This window comes from Micromonospora sp. WMMD812, assembly GCF_027497215.1.
Classification (GTDB): Bacteria; Actinomycetota; Actinomycetes; order Mycobacteriales; family Micromonosporaceae; genus Micromonospora.
Map to the genome: position 1 here is coordinate 5,778,063 of NZ_CP114904.1, position 22,112 is coordinate 5,800,174.

Sequence of the window (22,112 nt, forward strand, 5' to 3'; positions counted from 1 at the left end):
GTCCGTCCCCCGCCGTCGAAGGAGCATCCGCAGCATGAGCAGCGAGCGTCTGGCCGCCCTCCTCGACGAGTACGCGGACCTGGAGAAGAGGCTGGCCGACCCGGCCATCCACGCCGACCAGGCGACCGCGCGCCGGGTCGGTCGCCGGTACGCCGAGCTGGTCCCGCTGCACAAGGCCGCGGACGAGCTGGCCCAGGCACGGGCCGACCTGGCCGCGGCCCGGGAACTGGCCGCCGAGGACACGGCCTTCGCCGCCGAGGCCGAGTCGATCGCGGCGTCCCTGCCCGCGCTCGAGGAGCGCCTGGCCGAGCTGCTGATCCCGCGCGACCCGCACGACGCCAAGGACGTGATCGTCGAGATCAAGGCGGGCGAGGGCGGCGAGGAGTCGGCGCTGTTCGCCGGAGACCTCCTGCGGATGTACACCCGGTACGCAGAGCGCCGGGGCTGGCTCACCGAGGTGATCGACGCGCAGGACTCCGACCTGGGCGGCGTGAAGGACGTCTCGTTGGCGATCAAGACCAAGGGCGTCCCGGAGGGCGGCAACGGGGTCTGGTCCCGGCTCAAGTGGGAGGGCGGCGTGCACCGGGTGCAGCGCGTCCCGGTCACCGAGTCACAGGGCCGGATCCACACCAGCGCGGCCGGCGTCCTGGTGCTGCCCGAGGCCGAGGACGTGGACGTCACCATCGACCCGAACGAGCTGCGGATCGACGTCTTCCGGTCGTCCGGTCCCGGCGGGCAGTCGGTGAACACCACCGACTCGGCGGTCCGGATCACCCACCTGCCGACCGGCATCGTGGTCTCCTGCCAGAACGAGAAGTCGCAGCTCCAGAACCGGGAGCAGGCCATGCGGATCCTGCGCGCCCGGCTGCTCGCCGCGGCCCAGGAGCAGGCCGACGCGGCCGCCTCGGACGCGCGCAAGGCGCAGGTGCGGACGGTGGACCGTTCGGAGCGCATCCGCACGTACAACTTCCCGCAGAACCGGATCACCGACCACCGGATCGGCTACACCGCGTACAACCTGGACCTGTCGCTCGCCGGCGACCTGGACGGCGTGCTGGACGCGCTCGCCGAGGCCGACCGGGCGGCCCGTCTCGCCGGCGACACCGAACTGGCCCGCCGCTGACCCCACCGCCCCGCCGCCGGGCCGCCGTCGCGGGACGGCGCGGGTGGCGAGGCCGCGGTCAGGAGAGCGGTCAGGAGGCGCGCGGGCGGGTCTTGGCGCGCAGCATCTCCCGGTCGGCGACCTCGAAGGCGGTGCTCAACGCGTCGCGCAGGGCCGGCCCGGTGCCGGAGACCTCGGCGAAGCCGATGCTCACCCCGACCGGGGTGCCCGGGACCAGTGACTCCCAGTCCTCGCTGGCCACCGCCGCGCCGATCCGCCGGGCCACCTCGGCCGCCTCGGCCATGCCGGCCCCGGGGAGCACCACCACGAACTCGTCGCCGCCGTAGCGGGCCACGAAGTCGCCGCGGCGCATCACCCGGTTGATCACTCCGGCGATCCGCTGGAGCACCAGGTCGCCGGAGTGGTGCCCGTGCCGGGTGTTCACCGCCTTGAAGCCGTCCAGGTCGCACACCCCGATGACGACCTGCTCGCCCCGGGCCACCACCGCCGCGATGTAGCGCTCCAGCCGGCGACGGTTGGGCAGCCCGGTGAGCGGGTCGGTCAGCGCCTCGCCCTCGTAGCGGGCGGCCTCCCGGCGCATCTCCTCGTGGTCGATGCGGGCCGCGATGCCGTCGATGTAGACGTCGCGCAGCCGGTCGTTGCGCTGCGCCGCCAGCCGGAAGGCCAGCCGGTCGGCCCGGTGGGCAGCCGCGTGGTCGCCGGCGCGGGAGAGGGCGATGCTGCGCAGCCGGGCGGGCTCGGCCGCGCCCAGCGTCTCGTTGGAGACCTGGACGGAGTCCAGCCGGGTGACCGCCTCGATGGGTCGGCCGGTGGCGATGGCCAGGCAGATGTGACCGAGGTCACGCATGTCCCGGGCCCGGGCGCTGTCCCCGCCGTGAGCGAGCAACCGGGCCGGGTCGGCGTCCGGGTCGGACTCGATCCGGTCGCCGAGCGCGGCGCGGCGGGCGCTGGCGTACCCGTACGCGGCCAGGCTGCTCGGCCGCAGTTGGCCGGCCCGCCCGCCGCGCAGGAACCGGCCGAGGTCGCTCGCCACGTCGCGCAACACCCGCAGGCAGCCGTCGCTGTCGCCGTTGTGGTCCAGCGCCACGGCGTTGCGCAGGCGGATGCCCGGTGCGGCGAAGGTCTCCTCGGGGATCCCGGCGGTCAGGCCGAGCTGGCGGGCCCGTTCGATCGCGCCCAGCGCGTAGCCGTGGAAGCTGAGGTAGGAGTAGGCCATCGCGAGGTCGTGCCAGCCCCAGGCGGTGTCCCGGTCCGGGTCCTCCACCGCGCCCAGCGCCCGGGCGGCCTTGACCAGGTGGGTGACGCAGCGGTCGAGCGCGCCCTGGTGGTGCGCGGCGAGCGCGGCCAGCGCGTTGAGGTGGCCGTGCAGGTAGGGCTCGGCGAGGTCGCGGACGGCCGTGGAGGCCTCCTCGATGGCCCGGGTGAACGCCGCCGTCCGCCCGAGATTGATCAGGGCGGAGAGTCGCTGCACGAGGGCGTCGGCGCGGCTGCGCGGATCGGTGGTGGTGCGCAGGACACGTTCCAACACGGTGTACGCCTCGGCGCTGCGGCTGGCCTCCTGCAACGCCCGCGCCTGCTTCAGCGCGTCAACCTGGTCATCGACCCGGTCGAGCCAACCCACCAGCGACCTCCTGTCGGTGTGCGCCTGGACGCACCCGCTCGTGACGTGACCCGCGACGCTTCATGATTATGTCGTGACCATCGAGCCGCAACACCCCTCCGAAGGGACGAAACGGTACCGGCCCTCGGTCGCGGTGGCCAGAGCAGCCCGGACGCTGGCCGCCGCGGGCGTCGAGGCGGCCCGGGCCGAGGCCGAGTTGCTGGCCGGGTACGTGCTGGACGTGCCGCGGGGCCGGCTGGCGCTGGCCGCGGGGTTCGACGACGGCCAACTCGCCACGTTCGACGCGTTGGTCGCCCGGCGGGCGAACCGGGAGCCGTTGCAGCACCTGGTCGGCACGGCCGCCTTCCGGCACCTGGAACTGGCGGTCGGGCCGGGCGTCTTCGTGCCCCGGCCGGAGACGGAGTTGCTCGCCGGCTGGGGGATCGCGCAGGCCCGGCGGATCGCACCGGGCGGGCGAGCACCCGGACCGGGCGGGTGGAGCGCGGCGGCGCCGGGCGGGGAGTCCGCCGCGGAGCCGGCGGGGCCGCTGGTCGTGGACCTGTGCAGCGGCTCGGGCGCGATCGCGCTCGCGGTGGCCCAGGAGCTGCCGACGGCACGGGTCGTCGCGGTGGAGCGTTCGACGGAGGCGCTGCGCTGGCTGCGCCGCAACGCGGCGGACCGGGCCACGGCGGGGGACCGGCCGATCGAGGTGGTCGAGGCGGATGTCACCGCCCCCGACCTGTTGGCCGACCTGGTGGGCCGGGTGGACGTGCTGCTCTGCAACCCGCCGTACGTGCCGGCGGACACGGTCGTGCCGCCCGAGGTGGCCGGGCACGACCCGGCGGAAGCCGTCTTCGGCGGCAGGGACGGGCTGGCGGTGATCCGCCCGGTGATCGCCCGCGCCGCGGTGCTCCTGCGGCCGGGCGGTGCGCTCGGCATCGAGCACGACGACACGCACGGCGCGGACGTGCCCGCGCTCCTCGTGGCCGACGGCCGGTTCACCGCTGTCGTCGCCCACCGGGATCTGACCGGACGGCCCCGCTTCGCGACCGCGTCCCGCCGGACGGACGGCCGCCGCCCCGGCCCCGGCCCGGCGTGGCAGACTGGCTCCTCGTGATGCTCTATGACTGCCGGTCGCCCGCCGACCGGGACCGCGGCATCGCCGCGGCCATCGAAGCGGTCAAGAACGGCGAACTGGTCGTCCTGCCGACCGACACCGTCTACGGCATCGGCGCCGACGCGTTCACCCCGTACGCCGTCAAGGCCCTGCTGGACGCGAAGGGCCGGGGCCGGCAGATGCCGCCGCCGGTGCTGATCGGGTCCCGGCACACCCTCGACGGCCTGGTCCTCTCGCTGCCCCGGGCGGCCCGCGACCTGGTCGAGGCGTTCTGGCCGGGTGCGTTGACCATCGTCGTCGAGCACTCGCCGAGCCTGCAGTGGGACCTCGGCGACAAGACCGGCACGGTGGCGGTGCGGATGCCGCTGCACCCGGTGGCGCTGGAGGTGCTGCGGGAGACCGGGCCGATGGCCGTCTCCTCGGCCAACAAGACCGGCCAGCCCGCCGCGGTCACCGCCGAGGAGGCCCGCGACCAGCTCGGCTACTCGGTCCGCGCCTACCTGGAGGCGGGCCCCTGCCCGGACCCGGTGCCGAGCACGATCATCGACCTCACCGGTGAGGTGCCGCAGATCCTGCGTCAGGGCGCGATCCCGCTAGAGAAGCTCCGCGACGTGGTGCCGGACATCGTCGAGGGGGCGTAGGTGCCGCCGTTCACCGTCCTGCACGTCTGCATGGGGAACATCTGCCGGTCGCCGATGGCCGAGCGGCTGCTCGCGCTGGCGGTGCGGGAACGGCTGGCCCGGCGGGGCCTCGACCCGGCCGGCGCGGAGGAGCTGCTGCACAGCCACAGCGCCGGCACCGGCGGCTGGCACGCGGGCGAGGAGATGAACCCGCCGGCGGCCCGACAGGTGACCACGCGCGGCGGCGACGTCGACGTGTTCGCCGCCCGCAAGCTCCGCTCCGACCACATCGACGCCGCGGACCTCGTCCTCACCGCGACCGCCGACCAGCAGGAGTACGTCGTGGCGCTGCGCCCCGACGCGGCCGGGCGCACCTTCGTCCTCGGCGAGTTCGGCCGGCTGCTGGGCACGGTGGACGCCGCCGCCCTGCCGCCGGCCGAGGCCACCCCGGACGCGGTGTACGCCAGGGGAGTGGCGCTGGTGGCGGCGGCGCACGAGGCCCGCCGGGGCGCGGTCGCGCTGGCCACCGACGACCTGGACGACCCGTGGGGTCGCGGGGACCAGTGCTTCAGCCGGGTCGCCGACGAGATCGAGGAGACCGTGCAGCCGCTCGCGGTCGCCATTCTGCCCTGACTGTCCGCCCTCGCGAAATTCCTCCGGGTTTGCGGAAAACCAAGGGCGAAAAGGGGCGTTCCGGGTCATTCTGAACGGGTCCTAGCGTGACCGGCTCCTGCGGGGAGAGCTGATGATCCGGGCCCGACTCGACAAGATGCTGACCATGCTCGTCGCCGGCGTGCTGGCCGGACTGGTGCTGGCGGTAGCCGCCCTGCCGGTCGCGCTGGTGTTCGGGATCGGCTTCAGCGCACTCTCCACGCCCTACTCGGAGCTGCCGAACACGCTGCGGACGCCACCGACCGCCCAGCGCTCCAACCTCTACGCCAACGACGGGACCACCTTGATCACCTCCTTCTACCAGGAGGACCGGGTGGACGTGCCGCTGCGCGAGGTGGCACCGGTGATGCGACAGGCCATCGTGGCCGCCGAGGACGTGCGCTTCTACCACCACAGCGGCGTCGACCTGCGCGGGGTGGCGCGGGCCTTCACGGTCAACCAGCGCGACGGCGAGACCCGGCAGGGCGCGTCCACGCTGACCATGCAGTACGTCCGCAACGTGCTGAGCAGCGACCCGCGACTCACCGAGCAGCAGCGCCAGGCGGCCACCGAGGTCACCTCCGCCCGCAAGGTCCAGGAGATGCGCTACGCGCTCGCCCTGGAACGGGAGCTGGACAAGGAGGAGATCCTCGCCCGCTACCTGAACATCGCCTACTTCGGCGCCGGGGCGTACGGCATCGCCGCGGCGAGCAAGCGCTACTTCTCCACCTCGCCGGCGGAGCTGACGCTGGCCCAGTCGGCGCTGCTGGCCGGTCTGGTGCGGTCCCCGCACACCGACGACCCGATCAACGGCGACGCCGACGCCGCGCTCAACCGCCGCGCGTACGTGCTGGACCGGCTGGTGGAGTCCGGCCAGGTCCCGCCCGCGCAGGCGGCCGCAGCCAAGGCCGAGCCGCTGAACCTGCGCCCGAGCGAGACCCCGAACGACTGCGCCGCGGTGCCCGAGGCGCACAACGACTGGGGCTACTTCTGCGACTGGTTCACCCGGTGGTGGCGCACCCAGTCGGCCTTCGGCGGCAACCCGGAGGACCGGGCTCTGACGCTGCGCCGGGGTGGCTTCTCCATCGTCTCCTCGCTCGACCCGGCGGTGCAGCGCGCGACCGTCGAGCAGGTGCTGGGGGTGTACCCGGTGACCGACCGCCGGGCCGCGCCGACCGCGGTGGTCCAGCCCGGCACCGGCCGGGTTCTCGCCATGGCGGTGAACCGCACCTACAGCGTGGCGGACAACCCGAGTGGGCAGACGAACCGCCCGAACACGGTCAACCAGCTGGTCGCCGGCGGCGGGACGATCGCGGGCTACCAGGGCGGGTCGACGTTCAAGCTCTTCACCATGCTGGCCGCGCTGGAGTCCGGGCTGCCGCTGCGGACCGAGTACGACGCGCCGGGCCGACTGGTCACCAGCTATCCGGTGAGCGGTGAGGCGAGCTGCGACGGCCGCTGGTGCCCGGAGAACGCCAGCCCGTTCATGGACGGCGAGCAGGACATGTGGAGCGCCTTCGGCCGCTCGGTGAACACGTACTTCGCCTGGCTCACGGAGCGGGTCGGCGCGGACCGGGTGGTGGAGATGGCCGAACGGCTGGGCATCACCTTCCGGTCCGAGTCCGACGCCCGGCTCGCCCGGTACGGCGCGAAGAACTGGGGGCCGTTCACCCTCGGCGTCTCCGCCACCACCCCGCTCGACCTGGCCAACGCGTACGCGACGGTGGCGGCCGACGGCACCTGGTGCGCGCCGCTGCCGGTGATGTCGATCAAGGACGCGGCGGGGCGGCCGGTGGACGCCGGCCAGCCGGACTGCCGGCAGGTGCTGGACACCGACGTGGCCCGGGCGGCCGTCGACGCGGCCCGGTGCCCGGTGGGCGACCAGTCGATGTACAACCGGTGCGACGGCGGCACGGCGAAGGACCTGCGGGGCCGGCTCGGCCGTCCGGTGGCCGGCAAGACGGGCAGCTCCGAGCGGTACGCGACGGAGACCGTGGTCGCCTTCACCCCGCAGCTGGCGGTGGCCTCGCAGGCCACCAATCCGGACGACCCGCGGGACGCGGTCGGTCAGGCGGTGCAGTCCCGCCTGGTGGACGCGGTCGGTGAGGTGCTCTCGTTCGCCCTGCGCGACCAGCCGGTGCGCGACTTCGTGCCACCCAGCGAGCGGACCGCGTACGAGGTCACCGGCGCGCGGGACGGGAACTGACCGAGGGGTCGTCCCGCTCGGCCCCGCGGGCGATGTTGCGGGCCATGCCGCCGAAGACCGCCGCGTGGAACGGCGTGACCGAACCCCAGTAGGCGTGCCCGGCCAGCCCGCGCGGCAGGAACACCGCCCGCTGGTGGTACCGGCTGCGCCCGCCGTCGGCGGGCAGCACGCGCATCTCCAGCCAGGCCCGGCCGGGCAGCCGCATCTCCGCCCGTAGCCGCAGCAGCTCGCCCGGCACGATCTCCTCCACCCGCCAGAAGTCCAGCGCCTCGCCGACCTGGAGCCGGTGCGGATCGCGCCGGCCCCGGCGCAGCCCGACCCCGCCGATCAGCCGGTCCAGCCAGCCCCGCACCGACCAGGCCAGCGGGAACGAGTACCAGCCGTGCTCGCCACCCACCCCCTCGATCACCCGCCAGAGGGCCTCCGGCGACGCGTCCACCGCCCGCTCCCGCACATCGGTGTACGCGGTGCCGCCCGACCACGCCGGGTCGCTGGGCAGCGGCTCGGCGGGCGCGTCCGGGCCACTCGCGGTGGACCAGCGGGTCTCCACCTGGGCGTCGCGCACCTTCATCAGGGCCAGCTCGACGGCCCGGTCGAAGCTGGTGAGCCCGTCCGGCGGGTCGGGGACGAAGTCGGCGATGTCGTGCTCGTGCGCGACCGCCTCGTGTATCAGGCTCTCCACCAGCGGTGTGGCGATCGCGTTCGGCACCGGAGTGATCAGCCCGACCCAGTACGACGAGAGCGTCGGGCTCAGGGGGCGGACCGGCAGGACGAGCCGCCGGGGCAGCCCGGCCACCCGGGCGTACCGCTGCATCATGTCCCCGAACGTGAGCACGTCCGGCCCGCCGATGTCGAACGCGCGGTTGACCTCGGGCGGCAGGTCCGCGGCGCCGATGAGGTAGCGCAGCACGTCCCGGACCGCGATCGGCTGGATCCGGTTGCGCACCCAGCGCGGGGTCACCATGACCGGCAGCCGCTCGGTCAGGTAGCGCAGCATCTCGAACGAGGCCGAGCCGGAGCCGATGATCACCGCGGCCCGGAGCACCGCGGTGGGCACGCCGCTGGCCAGCAGGATCCGGCCGACCTCGGCCCGCGAGCGCAGGTGCGCCGAGGAGCCGCCGCCGTCCTCCGCCGGCCGCGGCCCGCCGAGGTAGACGATCCGGCGTACGTTGGCGGCGCGGGCGGCGGTGGCGAAGGCCTCCGCCGCCTCGCGGTCGGCCGACTCGAACCCGGCCTGCCCGAGCGAGTGGACCAGGTAGTACGCGACGTCCACGTCCGCGAACACGGCCGGCAGGGTCTCCGGCCGGCGGAGGTCGCCCTCGGCGATCTCCGCCGCCGCCGCCCACGGCACGTCCCGGAGCCGCCCGGCGTGCCGGGCCAGGCAGCGGACCTGGTGCCCCTCGGCCAGGAGCCGGGGCGCCAGCCGCCCGCCGATGTAGCCGGTGGCGCCGGTGACGAGGCATCTCATGGTTCCCAGTCTGCGGCCCCATAGACTCCTTCGTCGTGGACACCGTGACGAGCACCTTCTGGGGGCCGGACTTCGACCAGCTCCGGGCGACCGACCCGGAGATCGCCGGCGTCGTGCTCGGCGAGCTGGACCGGTTGCGGGGCGGGCTGCAACTGATCGCCAGCGAGAACCTGACCTCGCCCGCGGTGCTGGCCGCGCTCGGCTCGACGCTCACCAACAAGTACGCCGAGGGCTACCCGGGTCGGCGGTACTACGGCGGCTGCGCCGAGGTGGACCGGGCCGAGGAGATCGGCATCGCCCGGGCCCGGGAGCTGTTCGGCGCCGAGCACGCCAACCTCCAGCCGCACTCCGGCGCCAGCGCCAACCTCGCCGCGTACGCGGCCCTGGTGCAGCCGGGGAACACGGTGCTGGCGATGGACCTGCCGCACGGCGGCCACCTCACCCACGGCAGCCGGGTGAACTTCTCCGGCAAGTGGTTCGCCACGGTCGGCTACACCGTCCGGCCGGACACCGAGCTGATCGACTACGACGAGGTTCGCGACCTGGCCCTGGCGCACCGGCCGAAGATGATCATCTGTGGCGCGACCGCCTACCCGCGGCTGATCGACTTCGCCCGGTTCCGGGAGATCGCCGACGAGGTCGACGCGTACCTGATGGTGGACGCGGCGCACTTCATCGGGCTGGTGGCCGGCGGGGCGATCCCGTCGCCCGTGCCGTACGCCGACGTCGTCTGCCTCACCACGCACAAGGTGCTCCGCGGGCCGCGCGGCGGCATGATCCTCTGCCGCGAGCCGCTGGCCCAGCGAATCGACAAGGCGGTCTTCCCGTTCACCCAGGGCGGCCCGCTGATGCACGCGGTGGCGGCCAAGGCGGTGGCGCTGCGCGAGGCCGCCCAGCCCGAGTTCCGCACGTACGCGTCCCAGGTGGTCGCCAACGCGCAGGCGCTCGCCGCCGGGCTGGCCGCCGAGGGGATGCGGCCGGTCTCCGGCGGCACCGACACCCACCTGGCCCTGATCGACCTGCGCGACGTCGACGTGACCGGTGCGGACGCCGAGGCGCGCTGCGACGCCGCCGCGATCACCCTCAACAAGAACGCGATCCCGTACGACCCGCAGAAGCCGATGGTCGCGTCCGGCATCCGGGTGGGCACGCCGAGCGTCACCACCCAGGGCATGCGGGAGGGGGAGATGCGGCAGATCGCCGCCCTGATCGCCCGCGCGGTCCGGGCCGATCCGTCGGCGCCCGGCGGCGCCGACGAGCTGGCCCGGGTCGGCGCCGAGGTGACCGAGCTGGTGGCCGCGTTCCCGGCGTACCCCCGTGGCTGAGCCCGGGGCCCGGACGGCGGAGGCGGCCGAGGACCGGGGCTGGCGGCTGCGCCACCTGCCGCTGCTGCTGGCGGCTTCGGCGGTCATGGGCGCGGTCGCGGCGGTGGTCGGGGGCGTGGCCGGCGGGGGTGACGCGGCGATCGGCGCCGCCGCCGGGGTGGCCGTGACCGCGTTCAGCTACACGCTCACCACCGTCGTGCTGGCCTGGGCCGACTCCCGCGACAGTCAGCTGGTGCTGCCGTTCGGGCTGGGCCTCTACGTCGCCAAGTTCACTCTTCTGGGTGCGGTGATGGTCGGCGTGGCGTCCACCGGCTGGCCCGGTCTCATCCCGCTCTGCCTGGGCATCGCCGCGGGCGTGGTGGTGTGGACGGGCGTGCATATCTGGTGGCTCACCACCGTCCACGCGCGGCGGACGCGCGGCTGACCGACCTGGACAGACGCGACTCGTCTCATTCCTCGGACGGCGCGCCGATGTGTCCCCGATCGGTCATTCTCTCTCTCCCGGAAGGGGAGTAGCGTGCCTCCAGACGACTTCGCCCGCCCGTGTCCCACACAACCAGGTTGTGCGGGGGGTGAGGCACAGCCTCGTCCACTCGACTGATATCGTTCGCCCCGTCATGGCCGGTGACCAGAAACCCCCCAGCGCTGGCGGCCCGGGCGACGTTCCGTCCGGTGCCGGTCAGGGCTGGACCGCGCTCAGCTACCTGATCGCGGGCATGCTCGTGTGGGGCTTCATCGGCTGGCTGGTCGACCGGTGGCTGGACACCGGTGGCGTCGCCACCGGGATCGGGATCGTGCTCGGCATGGCCGGGGGCGTCTTCCTGGTCATCCGCAAGCTGGGCACGCCTCAATAGGAAGGGACGCGGTGTTCGGACAGTCGAACGTCCTGGCACAGGGCGAGGTTGAGTTCCCACCCAGCGTGGAGGATTTCTACCTGCCCAGCATCGCCCCCTGGGGCGCGCACAACAACTACTGGTTCACCAAGATCACGCTCATGGTGTGGCTGGCGGTCGGGATCCTGATCCTGTTCTTCCTGCTGAGCTACCGGAACCCGAAGCTGGTGCCGACCAAGAAGCAGTGGTTCGCCGAGTCGATCTACGGCTTCGTGCGGAACAACATCGCGGTCGACATGATCGGGCACGCGGGCGTGCGGTTCGCGCCGTACTTCACCACGCTCTTCTGCTTCGTGCTGCTGACGAACGCGTTCGCGATCATCCCGTTCTTCCAGATCTCGCCGAACTCGCACATCGCCTTCCCGGCCTTCCTCGCCCTGATCAGCTATGTGCTCTTCAACTGGGTCGGCATCAAGCAGCACGGCTTCGTCAAGTACTTCAAGAACTCCCTGATCCCGCCGGCGCCCTGGTACATCCTGCCGCTGCTGATCCCGATCGAGGCGTTCTCGACGTTCCTGGTCCGGCCGTTCTCGCTGGCCGTCCGTCTGTTCGCGAACATGTTCGCCGGCCACATGCTCCTGCTGGTCTTCACGCTCGGCGGCTTCGCGATGCTCAACGCCAACGCCCTGCTGGCGCCGGTCTCGGTGGTGTCCTGGCTGATGACCATCGCGCTGACCTTCCTCGAGTTCCTGGTGATCGTGCTGCAGGCCTACGTCTTCACGGTGCTGACCGCCAGCTACGTGCAGGGCGCGCTCGCCGAGGAACACTGATCCACTCGCACCAACCGTTGTCGTCCCGCGTGAGAGTCACGCGTGATAACCAGGAGGAACCACACCAATGGACGCTAGCGTTCTCGCCGCGGTAGAGGGCAGCACCGCCGCCATCGGCTACGGCCTCGCGGCCATCGGCCCGGGCATCGGCGTCGGCCTGGTCTTCGCCGCCTACATCCAGTCGACCGCCCGCCAGCCGGAGTCGTCCCGGATGACCCTGCCGTACGTCTGGATCGGCTTCGCCGTCATCGAGGCGCTGGCCCTGCTGGGCGTCGCGTTCGGCTTCGTCTGGTCCGGCGCCTGATCCCGTCCCAGTAGACCGGGAGGTCATCCATGTACTTCCTCGCCGCAGAGGGTGGTGAGTCGACCCACAACCCGATCCTTCCGCTCTGGCAGGAGATCGTGGTCGGTGGCATCGCCTTCATCGTGCTCTGCTTCGTGCTGATGAAGTTCGTCTTCCCCCGCATGGAGCAGACGTTCCAGGCGCGGGTCGACGCGATCGAGGGCGGCATCAAGCGTGCCGAGGCCGCCCAGGCCGAGGCGGGCCAGCTGCTCGAGCAGTACCGCGCGCAGCTCGCCGAGGCGCGTACCGACGCCGCCAAGATCCGGGACGACGCCCGGGCCGATGCCGAGGGCATCCGGCAGGACATCCTCGCCAAGGCGCGGGAGGAGTCCGACCGGATCATCGCGGCCGGCAAGGACCAGCTCGCCGCCGAGCGGGCCACCATCGTGCGCGAGCTGCGCGCGGAGGTCGGCACGATCGCGGTCGACCTGGCCAGCAAGATCGTTGGTGAGTCGCTCGCCGACGAGGCGCGTCGCAAGGGCACCGTCGACCGGTTCCTGAGCAGCCTCGAGAGCACGGGGGCCCGCTGATGCAGGCCGCCAGCCGGGAGTCGTACCAGGCCGCGGCGGAGCACCTGGAGACGTACGTCCGTGGCTCGGAGCCGTCGGCGGTGGTCTCCGCCGCCGACGACCTCCTCTCCGTCGCCGCCCTGCTGCGGCGCGAGCCGCGGCTGCGCCGCGCGCTCTCCGAGCCGGCGCGGTCCGGCGCGGACCGCGCCGGCCTGCTGGGCGACATGCTGCGCGGCAAGATCGGCGCGGAGGCGCTCGACCTGCTCAGCACGCTGGTCAGGGGCCGGTGGTCGGCGCCGTCGGAACTGCTCGACGGTGCCGAGCGGCTGGGCGTGGAGGCGCTGCTGGCCAGCGCCGACAAGGCCGGTGACCTCGGCGAGGTGGAGGACGAGCTGTTCCGCTTCGGGCAGGTCGTCTCCGGCCAGTCGGACCTCGCCGCCGTGCTGGCCGACTCGGTCGCCCCGGCGGCGCAGCGGGCCAGCCTGGTCCGCGAGCTGCTCGAGGGCAAGGCCCGGCCGGTGACCGTCCGCCTCGTCGAGGTGGCGCTGGGCGGCTTCGGTGGACGCTCCTTCGTCGGGGCGCTCACCCGGCTGGTCGAACTCGCCGCCGACCGGCGGGACCGGCAGGTCGCGTACGTGACCGTGGCGGCCCCGTTGAGTGACGAGGAGGAGCAGCGCCTGGGCGCTCGCCTCTCCGCGATATACGGTCGGGAAGTGTCCGTCCGACAGACGGTGAACCCCGACGTCCTGGGTGGCGTGAGCGTGCGGGTCGGTTCCGACCTGTACGACGGCACCGTCCTGCGCCGCCTCAACGAGACCCGCAACGCGCTCGCGAAGCGCTGACCGGCTCCGCCGCGCAGCGCCCTGAATGACACACGCCATTCGGACCGGTCGGTACTAGGTATCCCGGGCCCCTGATACTTAAGGAAGCAGAGGATGGCCGAGCTGACCATCTCGACGGACGAGATCCGCGGCGCCCTGGAGCGCTACGTCTCGTCCTACTCGACCGACGTCTCCCGCGAGGAGGTCGGCACCGTCTCCGACACCGGCGACGGCATCGCCCACGTCGAGGGGCTGCCCTCGACCAAGACCAACGAGCTGCTGGAGTTCGAGGACGGCACGCTCGGCGTGGCGCTGAACCTCGACGTCCGGGAGATCGGTGTCGTCGTTCTCGGTGACTCCGCCAAGCTGGAGGAGGGTCAGCGGGTCAAGCGCACCGACCGGGTGCTCTCCGTGCCGGTCGGCGACGCTTTCCTCGGCCGCGTGGTCAACGCGCTCGGCCAGCCGATCGACGGCCTCGGCGACATCGCCGACGAGGGCTACCGCGAGCTGGAGCTGCAGGCCCCGAACGTGATGGCCCGGCAGTCGGTGTTCGAGCCGCTGCAGACCGGCATCAAGGCGATCGACGCGATGACGCCGATCGGCCGGGGCCAGCGGCAGCTGATCATCGGTGACCGGAAGACCGGCAAGACCACGGTCGCCCTGGACGCCATCCTCAACCAGCGGGCGAACTGGCGCTCCGGCGACCCGAAGAAGCAGGTCCGCTGCATCTACGTCGCCATCGGCCAGAAGGCCTCCACGATCGCCTCGATCAAGGGCCAGCTCGAAGAGGCGGGCGCGATGGAGTACACCACGATCGTGGCCTCCCCGGCGTCGGACCCGGCCGGCTTCAAGTACATCGCCCCCTACACCGGCTCGTCCATCGGGCAGCACTGGATGTACGGCGGCAAGCACGTCCTGATCGTCTTCGACGACCTGAGCAAGCAGGCCGAGGCGTACCGCGCCGTGTCGCTGCTGCTGCGCCGCCCGCCGGGCCGCGAGGCCTACCCGGGTGACGTCTTCTACCTGCACTCCCGGCTGCTGGAGCGCTGCGCGAAGCTCTCCGACGAGCTGGGTGGCGGCTCGATGACCGGTCTGCCGATCATCGAGACGAAGGCCAACGACATCTCGGCCTTCATCCCGACCAACGTCATCTCGATCACCGACGGTCAGATCTTCCTCGAGACCGACCTGTTCAACCAGGGCGTCCGGCCGGCGATCAACGTCGGCACCTCGGTCTCCCGGGTCGGTGGCGCCGCGCAGGTGAAGCCGATGCGCAAGGTCGCCGGTTCGCTGCGGCTCAACCTGGCCCAGTACCGGGAGCTGGAGGCGTTCGCCGCCTTCGCCTCCGACCTGGACAAGGCCTCCCGGGCCCAGCTGGACCGCGGCGTCCGCCTGGTCGAGCTGCTCAAGCAGCCGAACTACTCGCCGTACCCGGTGCAGGAGGAGGTCGTCTCGGTCTGGGCCGGCACCGAGGGCAAGCTCGACGACGTCCCGGTCGGCGAGATCCGCCGCTTCGAGTCGGAGTTCCTCCAGTACCTGCGGCACAAGCACGAGGGTGTGCTGGCCGGGATCGCCGACAACAAGTGGGACGACGACATCACCGCCACCCTGGACGCCGCGATCACCGAGTTCAAGCAGGTCTTCCTCGGCAAGGAGGACGAGCGCACGATCAACGAGGCGCCGGCCGCGCCGCTTGAGGGTGACGAGAACCGCGAGACGGTGACCCGCTTCCGCGACGGCGCGACCGACCGCCCGGCCGAGAGCTGATCCCATGGCGGCCCAGGTACGCGTTCTTCGTCAGCGGATCCGTTCCGCCAAGTCGATGAAGAAGATCACCAAGGCGATGGAGCTCGTGGCGACGAGCCGGATCGCCAAGGCCCAGGCCCGGGTCGAGGCGTCCCTGCCGTACGCCCAGGCCATCACCGGCGTGCTCACGGCGCTGGCGTCCAACGCGCGGATCGACCACCCGCTGCTCACCCCGCGCGAGCGGGTGCGGCGGGCGGGCGTCCTGCTGGTCACCAGCGACCGTGGCCTGGCCGGCGGCTACAGCTCCAACGCGATCAAGACGGCCGAGTCGCTGATCGCCCGGCTCCGGGCCGACGGGAAGGAACCGGTCCTCTACGTCGTTGGGCGTAAGGGAGTCACGTTCTACCGGTTCCGTAACCGGCCGATCGAGGCGAACTGGACGGGCTTCTCCGAGCAGCCGTCGTTCGCCGACGCCCGTACGGTGGGCGAGACGCTGATCAAGGCGTTCTCGGCCGGTGCGGACGACGTCGACGGCGGTGCCGGGGCGGACGGGGTGCGCGGCGTCGACGAGCTGCACATCGTCTACACCGAGTTCCACTCGCTCATGACCCAGACCCCGGTTGCCAAGATCATCGGGCCGATGCAGGTCGAGGACCGCCCGCGGTCCGAGGGCCTGCTCCCGGCCTACGAGTTCGAGCCGGAGGCGGAGGCGCTGCTCGACGCGCTGCTGCCCAAGTACATCAACACGCGGATCTACGCGGCGTTGATCGAGTCGGCGGCGAGCGAGTCGGCGGCCCGGCGGCGGGCGATGAAGAGCGCCACCGACAACGCCGAAGAGATGATCGAGAAGTACACGCGTGAGATGAACACGGCCCGCCAGGCCGGGATCACCCAGGAGATCAGCGAGATCGTCGGCGGCGCGAACGCGCTGGCCGCGTCGGGAAGTGAAGTGTGATGACTGCACCAGTAGAGACCAAGACGGCCACGGGTCGCGTGGTCCGGGTCATCGGCCCGGTCGTCGACGCCGAGTTCCCGCGCGACGCCATGCCGGCCCTGTTCAACGCCCTGCACGTCGACGTGACGCTCTCCGGCGGCGAGAAGACGCTGACCCTCGAGGTCGCCCAGCACCTGGGTGACAACATGGTCCGCGCCATCTCGATGCAGCCGACCGACGGCCTGGTCCGCAGCGCGGTGGTGCGCGACACCGGCTCGCCGATCACCGTGCCGGTGGGCGACGCGGTCAAGGGCCACGTGTTCAACGCGATCGGCGAGGTGCTCAACCTCACCGAGGGCGAGACCCTCGAGCCGGACGACCACTGGCAGATCCACCGCAAGGCCCCGGCCTTCGCGGACCTGGAGCCGAAGACCGAGATGCTGGAGACCGGCATCAAGGTCATCGACCTGCTCGCCCCGTACGTGAAGGGCGGTAAGATCGGCCTGTTCGGCGGTGCCGGCGTGGGCAAGACGGTGCTCATCCAGGAGATGATCACCCGCGTCGCCCGTAACTTCGGTGGTACGTCGGTCTTCGCCGGCGTGGGTGAGCGCACCCGTGAGGGCAACGACCTCATCGCCGAGATGACCGAGTCCGGCGTCATCGACAAGACCGCGCTGGTCTACGGCCAGATGGACGAGCCGCCGGGCACCCGGCTCCGGGTCGCCCTCTCGGCGCTGACGATGGCGGAGTACTTCCGCGACGTGAAGAAGCAGGAGGTGCTGCTCTTCATCGACAACATCTTCCGCTTCACCCAGGCCGGTTCCGAGGTCTCCACCCTGCTCGGCCGTATGCCGAGCGCCGTGGGTTACCAGCCGACCCTGGCCGACGAGATGGGCGAGCTCCAGGAGCGGATCACCTCCGTCCGGGGCCAGGCCATCACCTCGATGCAGGCGATCTACGTGCCGGCGGACGACTACACCGACCCCGCCCCGGCCACCACGTTCGCCCACCTCGACGCGACCACCAACCTGGAGCGGTCGATCTCCGACAAGGGCATCTACCCGGCCGTGGACCCGCTGGCGTCCTCGTCCCGGATCCTCGCCCCGGAGTTCGTCGGCCAGGAGCACTTCGCGGTGGCCACCGAGGTGAAGCGGATCCTGCAGCGCTACAAGGACCTGCAGGACATCATCGCCATCCTCGGCATCGAGGAGCTCTCCGAGGAGGACAAGGTCACGGTCGGCCGGGCCCGCCGGATCGAGCGCTTCCTGTCGCAGAACACCTACGCGGCGGAGCAGTTCACCGGCGTGCCGGGTTCGACGGTCCCGATCAAGGAGACCATCGAGGCCTTCCGGAAGATCAGCGAGGGTGAGTACGACCACTTCCCCGAGCAGGCCTTCTTCATGTGCGGCGGTCTGGACGACCTGGAGCGCAAGGCGCAGGAGCTGATGAAGGGCTGATCATGCCCGAGTAAAAAGGCCGCCCCGGCATTGCCGGGGCGGCCTTTTGTTCATCTTCAGGCTCTATCATCGCCGCTGCCCGGTTCCTGGTGCGCGGCGGGAACGGACGCCGCAGTGTACCGTTCATCGCGCGTTCAGCGGGTTGATCGCCGATCCGTGCAACTTTTTCGGCTACGTGCGCCGTCTTCATAGGCAGGCGTGACGAACGGAGATGCTCGTGGGTAAGGCCGGCAAGAACGGCCGGAAGAAGTCCATCTGGCGCGGTGTGCCACGGTGGGCCCGGGTCTGCACCGCCTTCGGGGTCGTGCTGATGATGCTCAGCGGCGCGATGCTGGTCGGCACCGAGGTCCTGTTGGCCCGCTACGAGGGCTCGGTGGGCAAGGCCGACCTCTTCGGCGACCAGGCCGCCGGCGCCAAGGAGCGCAAGAGCGACATCAAGGGCCCGCTGAACATCCTGCTGGTCGGCATCGACCCGCGGAACCCGGAGACGCCGCCGCTGGCCGACTCGATCATGGTGCTGCACGTGCCGGCCTCGATGGATCGGGCCTACCTCTTCTCCATGCCGCGCGACCTCTACGTGGAGATCCCGCCGTTCGAGCCGGCGCACTTCCGCGGCGAGCGCACGAAGCTCAACGCCGCGATGTCCTTCGGCAGCCAGATCCCCGGCAAGAACCCGGATGCCGCCCGCGGCTTCGAGCTGCTCTCGAAGACCGTGCAGAAGGAGACCGGGATCAAGCGGTTCGACGCCGGCGCGATCATCAACTTCACCGGCTTCCAGAAGATCGTCGACGCGATGGGCGGCGTCGACATGTACATCGAGCGGGAGGTGCGCTCCGAGCACCGCGAGCCGAGCGGCCGGCACCGGGAGGGCAAGCCGGGCGGTGGGGGCTACGTCGGGCCGCAGGCGGTGTACAAGAAGGGCAACCAGCACCTGAGCGGCTGGCAGGCGCTGGACTACGTGCGCCAGCGCTACCCGAAGAACGGCGTGCCGGACTCCGACTACGGCCGGCAGCGCCACCAGCAGCAGTTCGTCAAGGCGATGGCGGGGCAGGCGTTCAGCGCCGACGTGGTGACCAACCCCATCAAGCTGGACAAGGTGCTCCGCGCGGCCGGGCAGTCGTTGATCTTCAGCGGCCGGGGCAACAGCGTGGTCGACTTCGCGCTCGCGCTGAAGAACATCCGCCCGAACACCATCCAGATGATCAAGCTGCCGGGCGGCGGGGTCTACGAGGGCAAGACGTACAAGGGCGAGCAGTTCCAGGCCGGGGTGAGCGACTTCTTCGCCGCCCTGCACAACGAGCAGCTCGACCCGTTCCTGCTGGAACACCCGGAGTTCGTGAACAAGACCAAGTAGTCGTGGCGCACCTCTCGCCACCCGCGTTGGGGACGCTGTGGCGGCGGGACTAGACTTTGCCCAACCCGCCGCCGCAGCAAGGAGACAGCGTGGCACAGCAGCTTCACGTCGAGCTGGTAGCCGTCGAGGAGAAGGTCTGGTCCGGCGACGCCGAGATGGTGGTCGCTCGCACGACCGAGGGTGAGCTCGGTGTGCTGCCGGGGCACGCGCCGCTGCTCGGCCAGCTCGCCGAGCCCGGCCAGGTCCGCATCAAGCTCGCCGGCGGCGAGCAGGTCTCCTACGAGGTGGCCGGCGGCTTCCTCTCGGTGAGCGCCGAGGGTGTGACCGTCCTCGCCGAGAGCGCCACCCCGGTCGACGCCGCGCAGAGTCGCTGAGCCGACCCGTCGATGGAGATCGTCGAAGGGATCGGAATCGGCATCGCCGTTGTTCTCGGCGCGCTCCTGATCCTCTTCGTCCGTCGGGCCTTCGTCACCCGCAGCGGTGGCATCATCCGGCTCAGCGTACGGGTCTCCACCCTGCTTGACGGGCGGGGCTGGTCGCCCGGTTTCGGGCGGTTCGTCGGCGACGAGCTCCGCTGGTACCGGATGTTCAGCTTCGCCGTCCGACCCAAGCGGGTGCTGTCCCGCAAGGGGCTGGCGGTCGAACGACGGCGGCTGCCCGAGGGGCAGGAGCGGCTCTCCATGCCCGCCGACTGGATCATCCTCCGCTGTACCAGTCACCACGCTCCGGTGGAGATCGCCATGGCGCGGTCCACGGTCACCGGCTTCCTCTCCTGGCTCGAGGCCGCCCCACCCGGGGCGGTCTCGCCGCGTCTGGCCTCCCAGGACTGGCCGGCCGCCTAGTCGCCTCCGGTTCCCCGCTCCGGGCGGGGAACCAGCTCACTCCGTGGCGGCGACCAGTTCGACCTCGTACCCCTGCCCGTCGGGTGAGGTACCCGGCATGGGTCTGGGGGCCGCCGGCGTGCGGGTGCCAGTTCGGGAAGAGCAGCGTCCCGCCGTACGCCGGCGCCGCCGCGACCAGCCGGTCCACCGCGACCGGCGGGCCGGCGTGGAAGGCGAGGTGGTTGAGCCCCGCCCCGCAGCTACGTCTGGCGGCGGCCAGATCGGGTACCCAGATCTCGACGTGGTGCAGCGCGCCGGTGGTCAGCGGTCCCCGCCCGGGACCCATAGCACATCTCCGGCCGGATTGGCCGTTCTTGACAGGATGAACAACAGGTCAGAGAGCCGGTTGAGATACTTGGCCGGGAGAGTGCTGGTCCGCTCCGGGTCGTGGCTGACCAGCGCCCACGCCGCACGCTCGGCACGCCGGGCGATGGTCCGCGCCACGTGCAGCAGGGCCGCGCCCGCGGTGCCGCCGGGGAGGATGAAGGAGTCGAGCTTGCTCAGGCGCGCGTTGAACTCGTCGCACCAGCCTTCGAGGCGCTCGACGTACTCCTCGGTGACGCGCAGTGGCGGATACTTCGGCTCCGGCTCGATCGGGGTCGCCAGGTCGGCGCCCACGTCGAACAGGTCGTTCTGGATGGACCCAAGCACCGTCCGCAGCTCGTCGTCGAGTTGCCCGAGGGCGAGCGCGACGCCGATCGCCGCGTTGCACTCGTCCACGTCGGCGTACGCGGCGATCCGCGGATCGGTCTTCGGCACCTGCTCGTTGTTGTTCAGCCTGGTCATGCCGGCGTCGCCGGCCTTGGTGTAGATGCGCGTGAGGTGGACGGCCATGACGCACAGCCTACGGATACCGGACCTGACGATCCCGGCGCGGCCGGACGCCGCCGGCCGGCCGGCCACGGTCGGCCCGGGCGACGCGGGCGATCCGGCGGTCAGCGACGTCGACGTCATCCGGGTGTCCGGCGGCGCGCGGCTGGCCGGCACGGTGCATGTGGTCGGCGCGAAGAACTCCGCCCTGAAGCTGATGGCCGCCGCGCTGCTCGCCCCGGGGCGCACCGTCATCACGAACGTCCCCCGGATCACCGACATCGCCATCATGGGCGAGGTGCTGCGCCGGCTGGGCTGTGACGTGCGGTTCGGCCCGGACGACCCGGTGGACCCGATGGTGGCCCGCGGCGGGGTGGCGCGGTCCCGGTCGGTGGCGATCGACGTGCCCGCCCAGCCGGGCGCCGAGGCCGACTACGACCTGGTCCGCCGGCTGCGCGCGTCGATCTGCGTCCTCGGGCCGTTGCTGGCCCGCCGCGGCTACGTGCGGGTGGCCCATCCGGGCGGCGACGCCATCGGGTCGCGGGGGCTGGACATGCACATCTCCGGCCTCACCCGGATGGGTGCGGAGATCTCCGGCGAGCACGGGTTCGTCATCGCGTCCGCGCCGCGGGGCCTGCACGGCGCGGAGATCATGCTGGACTTCCCGAGTGTGGGTGCGACCGAGAACCTGGTGATGGCGGCGGTGCTGGCCCGCGGCGCCACGGTGATCGACAACGCGGCCCGGGAACCGGAGATCGTCGACATCTGCACGATGCTCCAGCAGATGGGCGCACAGATCTCCGGCGCCGGCACCTCCACCCTGCACATCGAGGGGGTGCCCGAGCTGCGGCCCGTTCGGCACGCCACGGTGGGGGACCGGATCGTCGCCGGCACCTGGGCCTTCGGCGCCGCGATGACCCGGGGCGACGTGACGGTCACCGGGGCGGATCCGGCCTTCCTGGAGGTGGCGCTGGACAAGCTGGTCGCGGCCGGCGGGCTGGTGGAGACCCGGGCGGACGCCTTTCGGATCCGGATGGACGAGCGGCCCGTCGCGGTGGACGTGGTGACCCTGCCCTTTCCCGGCTTCGCCACGGACCTGCTGCCGATGGCGATCGGGCTGGCCGCGGTCAGCGACGGCGCCTCCCTGATCACCGAGAACATCTTCGACGGCCGGTTCATGTTCGCCAACGAGATGATGCGGCTCGGCGCGGACATCAAGACCGACGGGCACCACGCGGTGGTACGCGGCCATGACCGGCTGTCGGGCGCGCCGGTGCGCGCCACCGACATCCGGGCGGGGGCCGGCCTGATCATCGCGGGGCTCTGCGCGGACGGCGTCACCGAGGTCTCCCACGTGCACCACGTGGACCGCGGCTACCCGGACTTCGTGGCCGACCTGCGGGCGCTGGGGGTGGCGGTCGAGCGCGGCACCGCTCCCGAGGAGCCGGACCTCACCATCTGACCGCCGAGACGGCTTAGCATTC

At 71.9% G+C, this 22,112-nt stretch carries 22 protein-coding genes; 19 read left to right on the top strand and 3 right to left on the bottom strand.

What is annotated here, in order from left to right; genetic code table 11:
* Positions 1 to 34: 34 nt before the first annotated feature.
* The gene (prfA, locus tag O7603_RS26750; RefSeq protein ID WP_281572503.1) at positions 35 to 1,123 is read left to right on the top strand and encodes a peptide chain release factor 1; all 1,089 of its coding nucleotides are present in this window, start codon (positions 35 to 37) and stop codon (positions 1,121 to 1,123) included.
* Between the two features lie 70 nt (positions 1,124 to 1,193).
* On the opposite strand, the gene O7603_RS26755 is transcribed toward prfA, so the two are convergent.
* Positions 1,194 to 2,744, bottom strand: coding sequence for a GGDEF domain-containing protein (locus O7603_RS26755; RefSeq protein WP_281572504.1), 1,551 nt, complete (start codon positions 2,742 to 2,744; stop codon positions 1,194 to 1,196).
* A gap of 73 nt (positions 2,745 to 2,817) precedes the next feature.
* Here O7603_RS26755 and prmC point away from each other — a divergent pair, with 73 nt between their 5' ends.
* The 4 genes from prmC to O7603_RS26775 all read left to right on the top strand — a co-directional run bounded on the left by prmC (position 2,818) and on the right by O7603_RS26775 (position 7,317).
* Positions 2,818 to 3,840, top strand: coding sequence for a peptide chain release factor N(5)-glutamine methyltransferase (gene prmC, locus O7603_RS26760; protein ID WP_281572505.1), 1,023 nt, complete (start codon positions 2,818 to 2,820; stop codon positions 3,838 to 3,840).
* Positions 3,840 to 4,481: an L-threonylcarbamoyladenylate synthase gene (locus O7603_RS26765; RefSeq protein WP_281576823.1), complete on the top strand. Its 642-nt coding sequence runs from the start codon at positions 3,840 to 3,842 to the stop codon at positions 4,479 to 4,481. The genes prmC and O7603_RS26765 overlap by 1 nt, the downstream gene beginning before the upstream one ends.
* Positions 4,482 to 5,093, top strand: a complete 612-nt coding sequence (locus O7603_RS26770; protein WP_281572506.1) for a phosphotyrosine protein phosphatase — start codon at positions 4,482 to 4,484, stop codon at positions 5,091 to 5,093. It begins immediately after the preceding gene.
* A 112-nt stretch (positions 5,094 to 5,205) separates the two neighbouring features.
* Positions 5,206 to 7,317 (top strand): transglycosylase domain-containing protein, encoded by a 2,112-nt coding sequence (locus O7603_RS26775; protein ID WP_281572507.1) that lies wholly within the window; start codon positions 5,206 to 5,208, stop codon positions 7,315 to 7,317.
* Here O7603_RS26775 and O7603_RS26780 read toward each other — a convergent pair.
* Positions 7,292 to 8,785, bottom strand: a complete 1,494-nt coding sequence (locus tag O7603_RS26780; RefSeq protein ID WP_281572508.1) for an SDR family oxidoreductase — start codon at positions 8,783 to 8,785, stop codon at positions 7,292 to 7,294. The genes O7603_RS26775 and O7603_RS26780 overlap by 26 nt on opposite strands.
* Positions 8,786 to 8,820: 35 nt before the next feature.
* Between O7603_RS26780 and glyA the strand changes: the two genes are divergently transcribed.
* The 13 genes from glyA (at position 8,821) to O7603_RS26845 (ending at position 19,779) form a co-directional block, all read left to right on the top strand.
* On the top strand, positions 8,821 to 10,110 hold the full coding sequence (glyA, locus tag O7603_RS26785; protein ID WP_281572509.1) for a serine hydroxymethyltransferase: 1,290 nt from the start codon (positions 8,821 to 8,823) through the stop codon (positions 10,108 to 10,110).
* Positions 10,103 to 10,534, top strand: coding sequence for a hypothetical protein (locus O7603_RS26790; protein ID WP_281572510.1), 432 nt, complete (start codon positions 10,103 to 10,105; stop codon positions 10,532 to 10,534). The genes glyA and O7603_RS26790 overlap by 8 nt, the downstream gene beginning before the upstream one ends.
* A gap of 193 nt (positions 10,535 to 10,727) precedes the next feature.
* A complete protein-coding gene (locus O7603_RS26795) occupies positions 10,728 to 10,964 on the top strand; it encodes an AtpZ/AtpI family protein (RefSeq protein ID WP_281572511.1) in 237 nt (78 codons plus the stop codon).
* Positions 10,965 to 10,975: 11 nt separating this feature from the next.
* Positions 10,976 to 11,773, top strand: a complete 798-nt coding sequence (atpB, locus tag O7603_RS26800) for a F0F1 ATP synthase subunit A (protein WP_281572512.1) — start codon at positions 10,976 to 10,978, stop codon at positions 11,771 to 11,773.
* A gap of 67 nt (positions 11,774 to 11,840) precedes the next feature.
* Positions 11,841 to 12,077: an ATP synthase F0 subunit C gene (locus O7603_RS26805; RefSeq protein WP_091595532.1), complete on the top strand. Its 237-nt coding sequence runs from the start codon at positions 11,841 to 11,843 to the stop codon at positions 12,075 to 12,077.
* 29 nt (positions 12,078 to 12,106) lie between these two features.
* On the top strand, positions 12,107 to 12,646 hold the full coding sequence (locus O7603_RS26810) for a F0F1 ATP synthase subunit B (RefSeq protein WP_281572513.1): 540 nt from the start codon (positions 12,107 to 12,109) through the stop codon (positions 12,644 to 12,646).
* Positions 12,646 to 13,467, top strand: coding sequence for a F0F1 ATP synthase subunit delta (locus tag O7603_RS26815; RefSeq protein ID WP_281572514.1), 822 nt, complete (start codon positions 12,646 to 12,648; stop codon positions 13,465 to 13,467). The genes O7603_RS26810 and O7603_RS26815 overlap by 1 nt, the downstream gene beginning before the upstream one ends.
* A 93-nt stretch (positions 13,468 to 13,560) precedes the next feature.
* Positions 13,561 to 15,213, top strand: a complete 1,653-nt coding sequence (atpA, locus tag O7603_RS26820) for a F0F1 ATP synthase subunit alpha (protein WP_281572515.1) — start codon at positions 13,561 to 13,563, stop codon at positions 15,211 to 15,213.
* 4 nt (positions 15,214 to 15,217) lie between these two features.
* Positions 15,218 to 16,147, top strand: a complete 930-nt coding sequence (locus tag O7603_RS26825; protein WP_281572516.1) for a F0F1 ATP synthase subunit gamma — start codon at positions 15,218 to 15,220, stop codon at positions 16,145 to 16,147.
* Complete coding sequence (atpD, locus tag O7603_RS26830) at positions 16,147 to 17,583, top strand: F0F1 ATP synthase subunit beta (RefSeq protein ID WP_281572517.1); 1,437 nt, start codon at positions 16,147 to 16,149, stop codon at positions 17,581 to 17,583. Before O7603_RS26825 ends, atpD begins: the two co-directional genes overlap by 1 nt.
* Positions 17,584 to 17,794: 211 nt before the next feature.
* Positions 17,795 to 18,937: an LCP family protein gene (locus O7603_RS26835; protein ID WP_281572518.1), complete on the top strand. Its 1,143-nt coding sequence runs from the start codon at positions 17,795 to 17,797 to the stop codon at positions 18,935 to 18,937.
* Between the two features lie 89 nt (positions 18,938 to 19,026).
* Positions 19,027 to 19,311, top strand: a complete 285-nt coding sequence (locus tag O7603_RS26840; protein ID WP_281572519.1) for a F0F1 ATP synthase subunit epsilon — start codon at positions 19,027 to 19,029, stop codon at positions 19,309 to 19,311.
* A 12-nt stretch (positions 19,312 to 19,323) separates the two neighbouring features.
* The gene (locus tag O7603_RS26845; protein ID WP_281572520.1) at positions 19,324 to 19,779 is read left to right on the top strand and encodes a DUF2550 domain-containing protein; all 456 of its coding nucleotides are present in this window, start codon (positions 19,324 to 19,326) and stop codon (positions 19,777 to 19,779) included.
* A 300-nt stretch (positions 19,780 to 20,079) separates the two neighbouring features.
* Here O7603_RS26845 and O7603_RS26855 read toward each other — a convergent pair whose 3' ends face one another.
* A complete protein-coding gene (locus tag O7603_RS26855; RefSeq protein ID WP_281572521.1) occupies positions 20,080 to 20,652 on the bottom strand; it encodes a cob(I)yrinic acid a,c-diamide adenosyltransferase in 573 nt (190 codons plus the stop codon).
* Here O7603_RS26855 and murA point away from each other — a divergent pair.
* Positions 20,651 to 22,090 carry a UDP-N-acetylglucosamine 1-carboxyvinyltransferase gene (murA, locus tag O7603_RS26860; RefSeq protein ID WP_281572522.1) on the top strand — a complete coding sequence of 480 codons (1,440 nt, stop codon included), beginning with the start codon at positions 20,651 to 20,653 and terminating at the stop codon, positions 22,088 to 22,090. The genes O7603_RS26855 and murA overlap by 2 nt on opposite strands.
* Positions 22,091 to 22,112 lie beyond the last annotated feature (22 nt).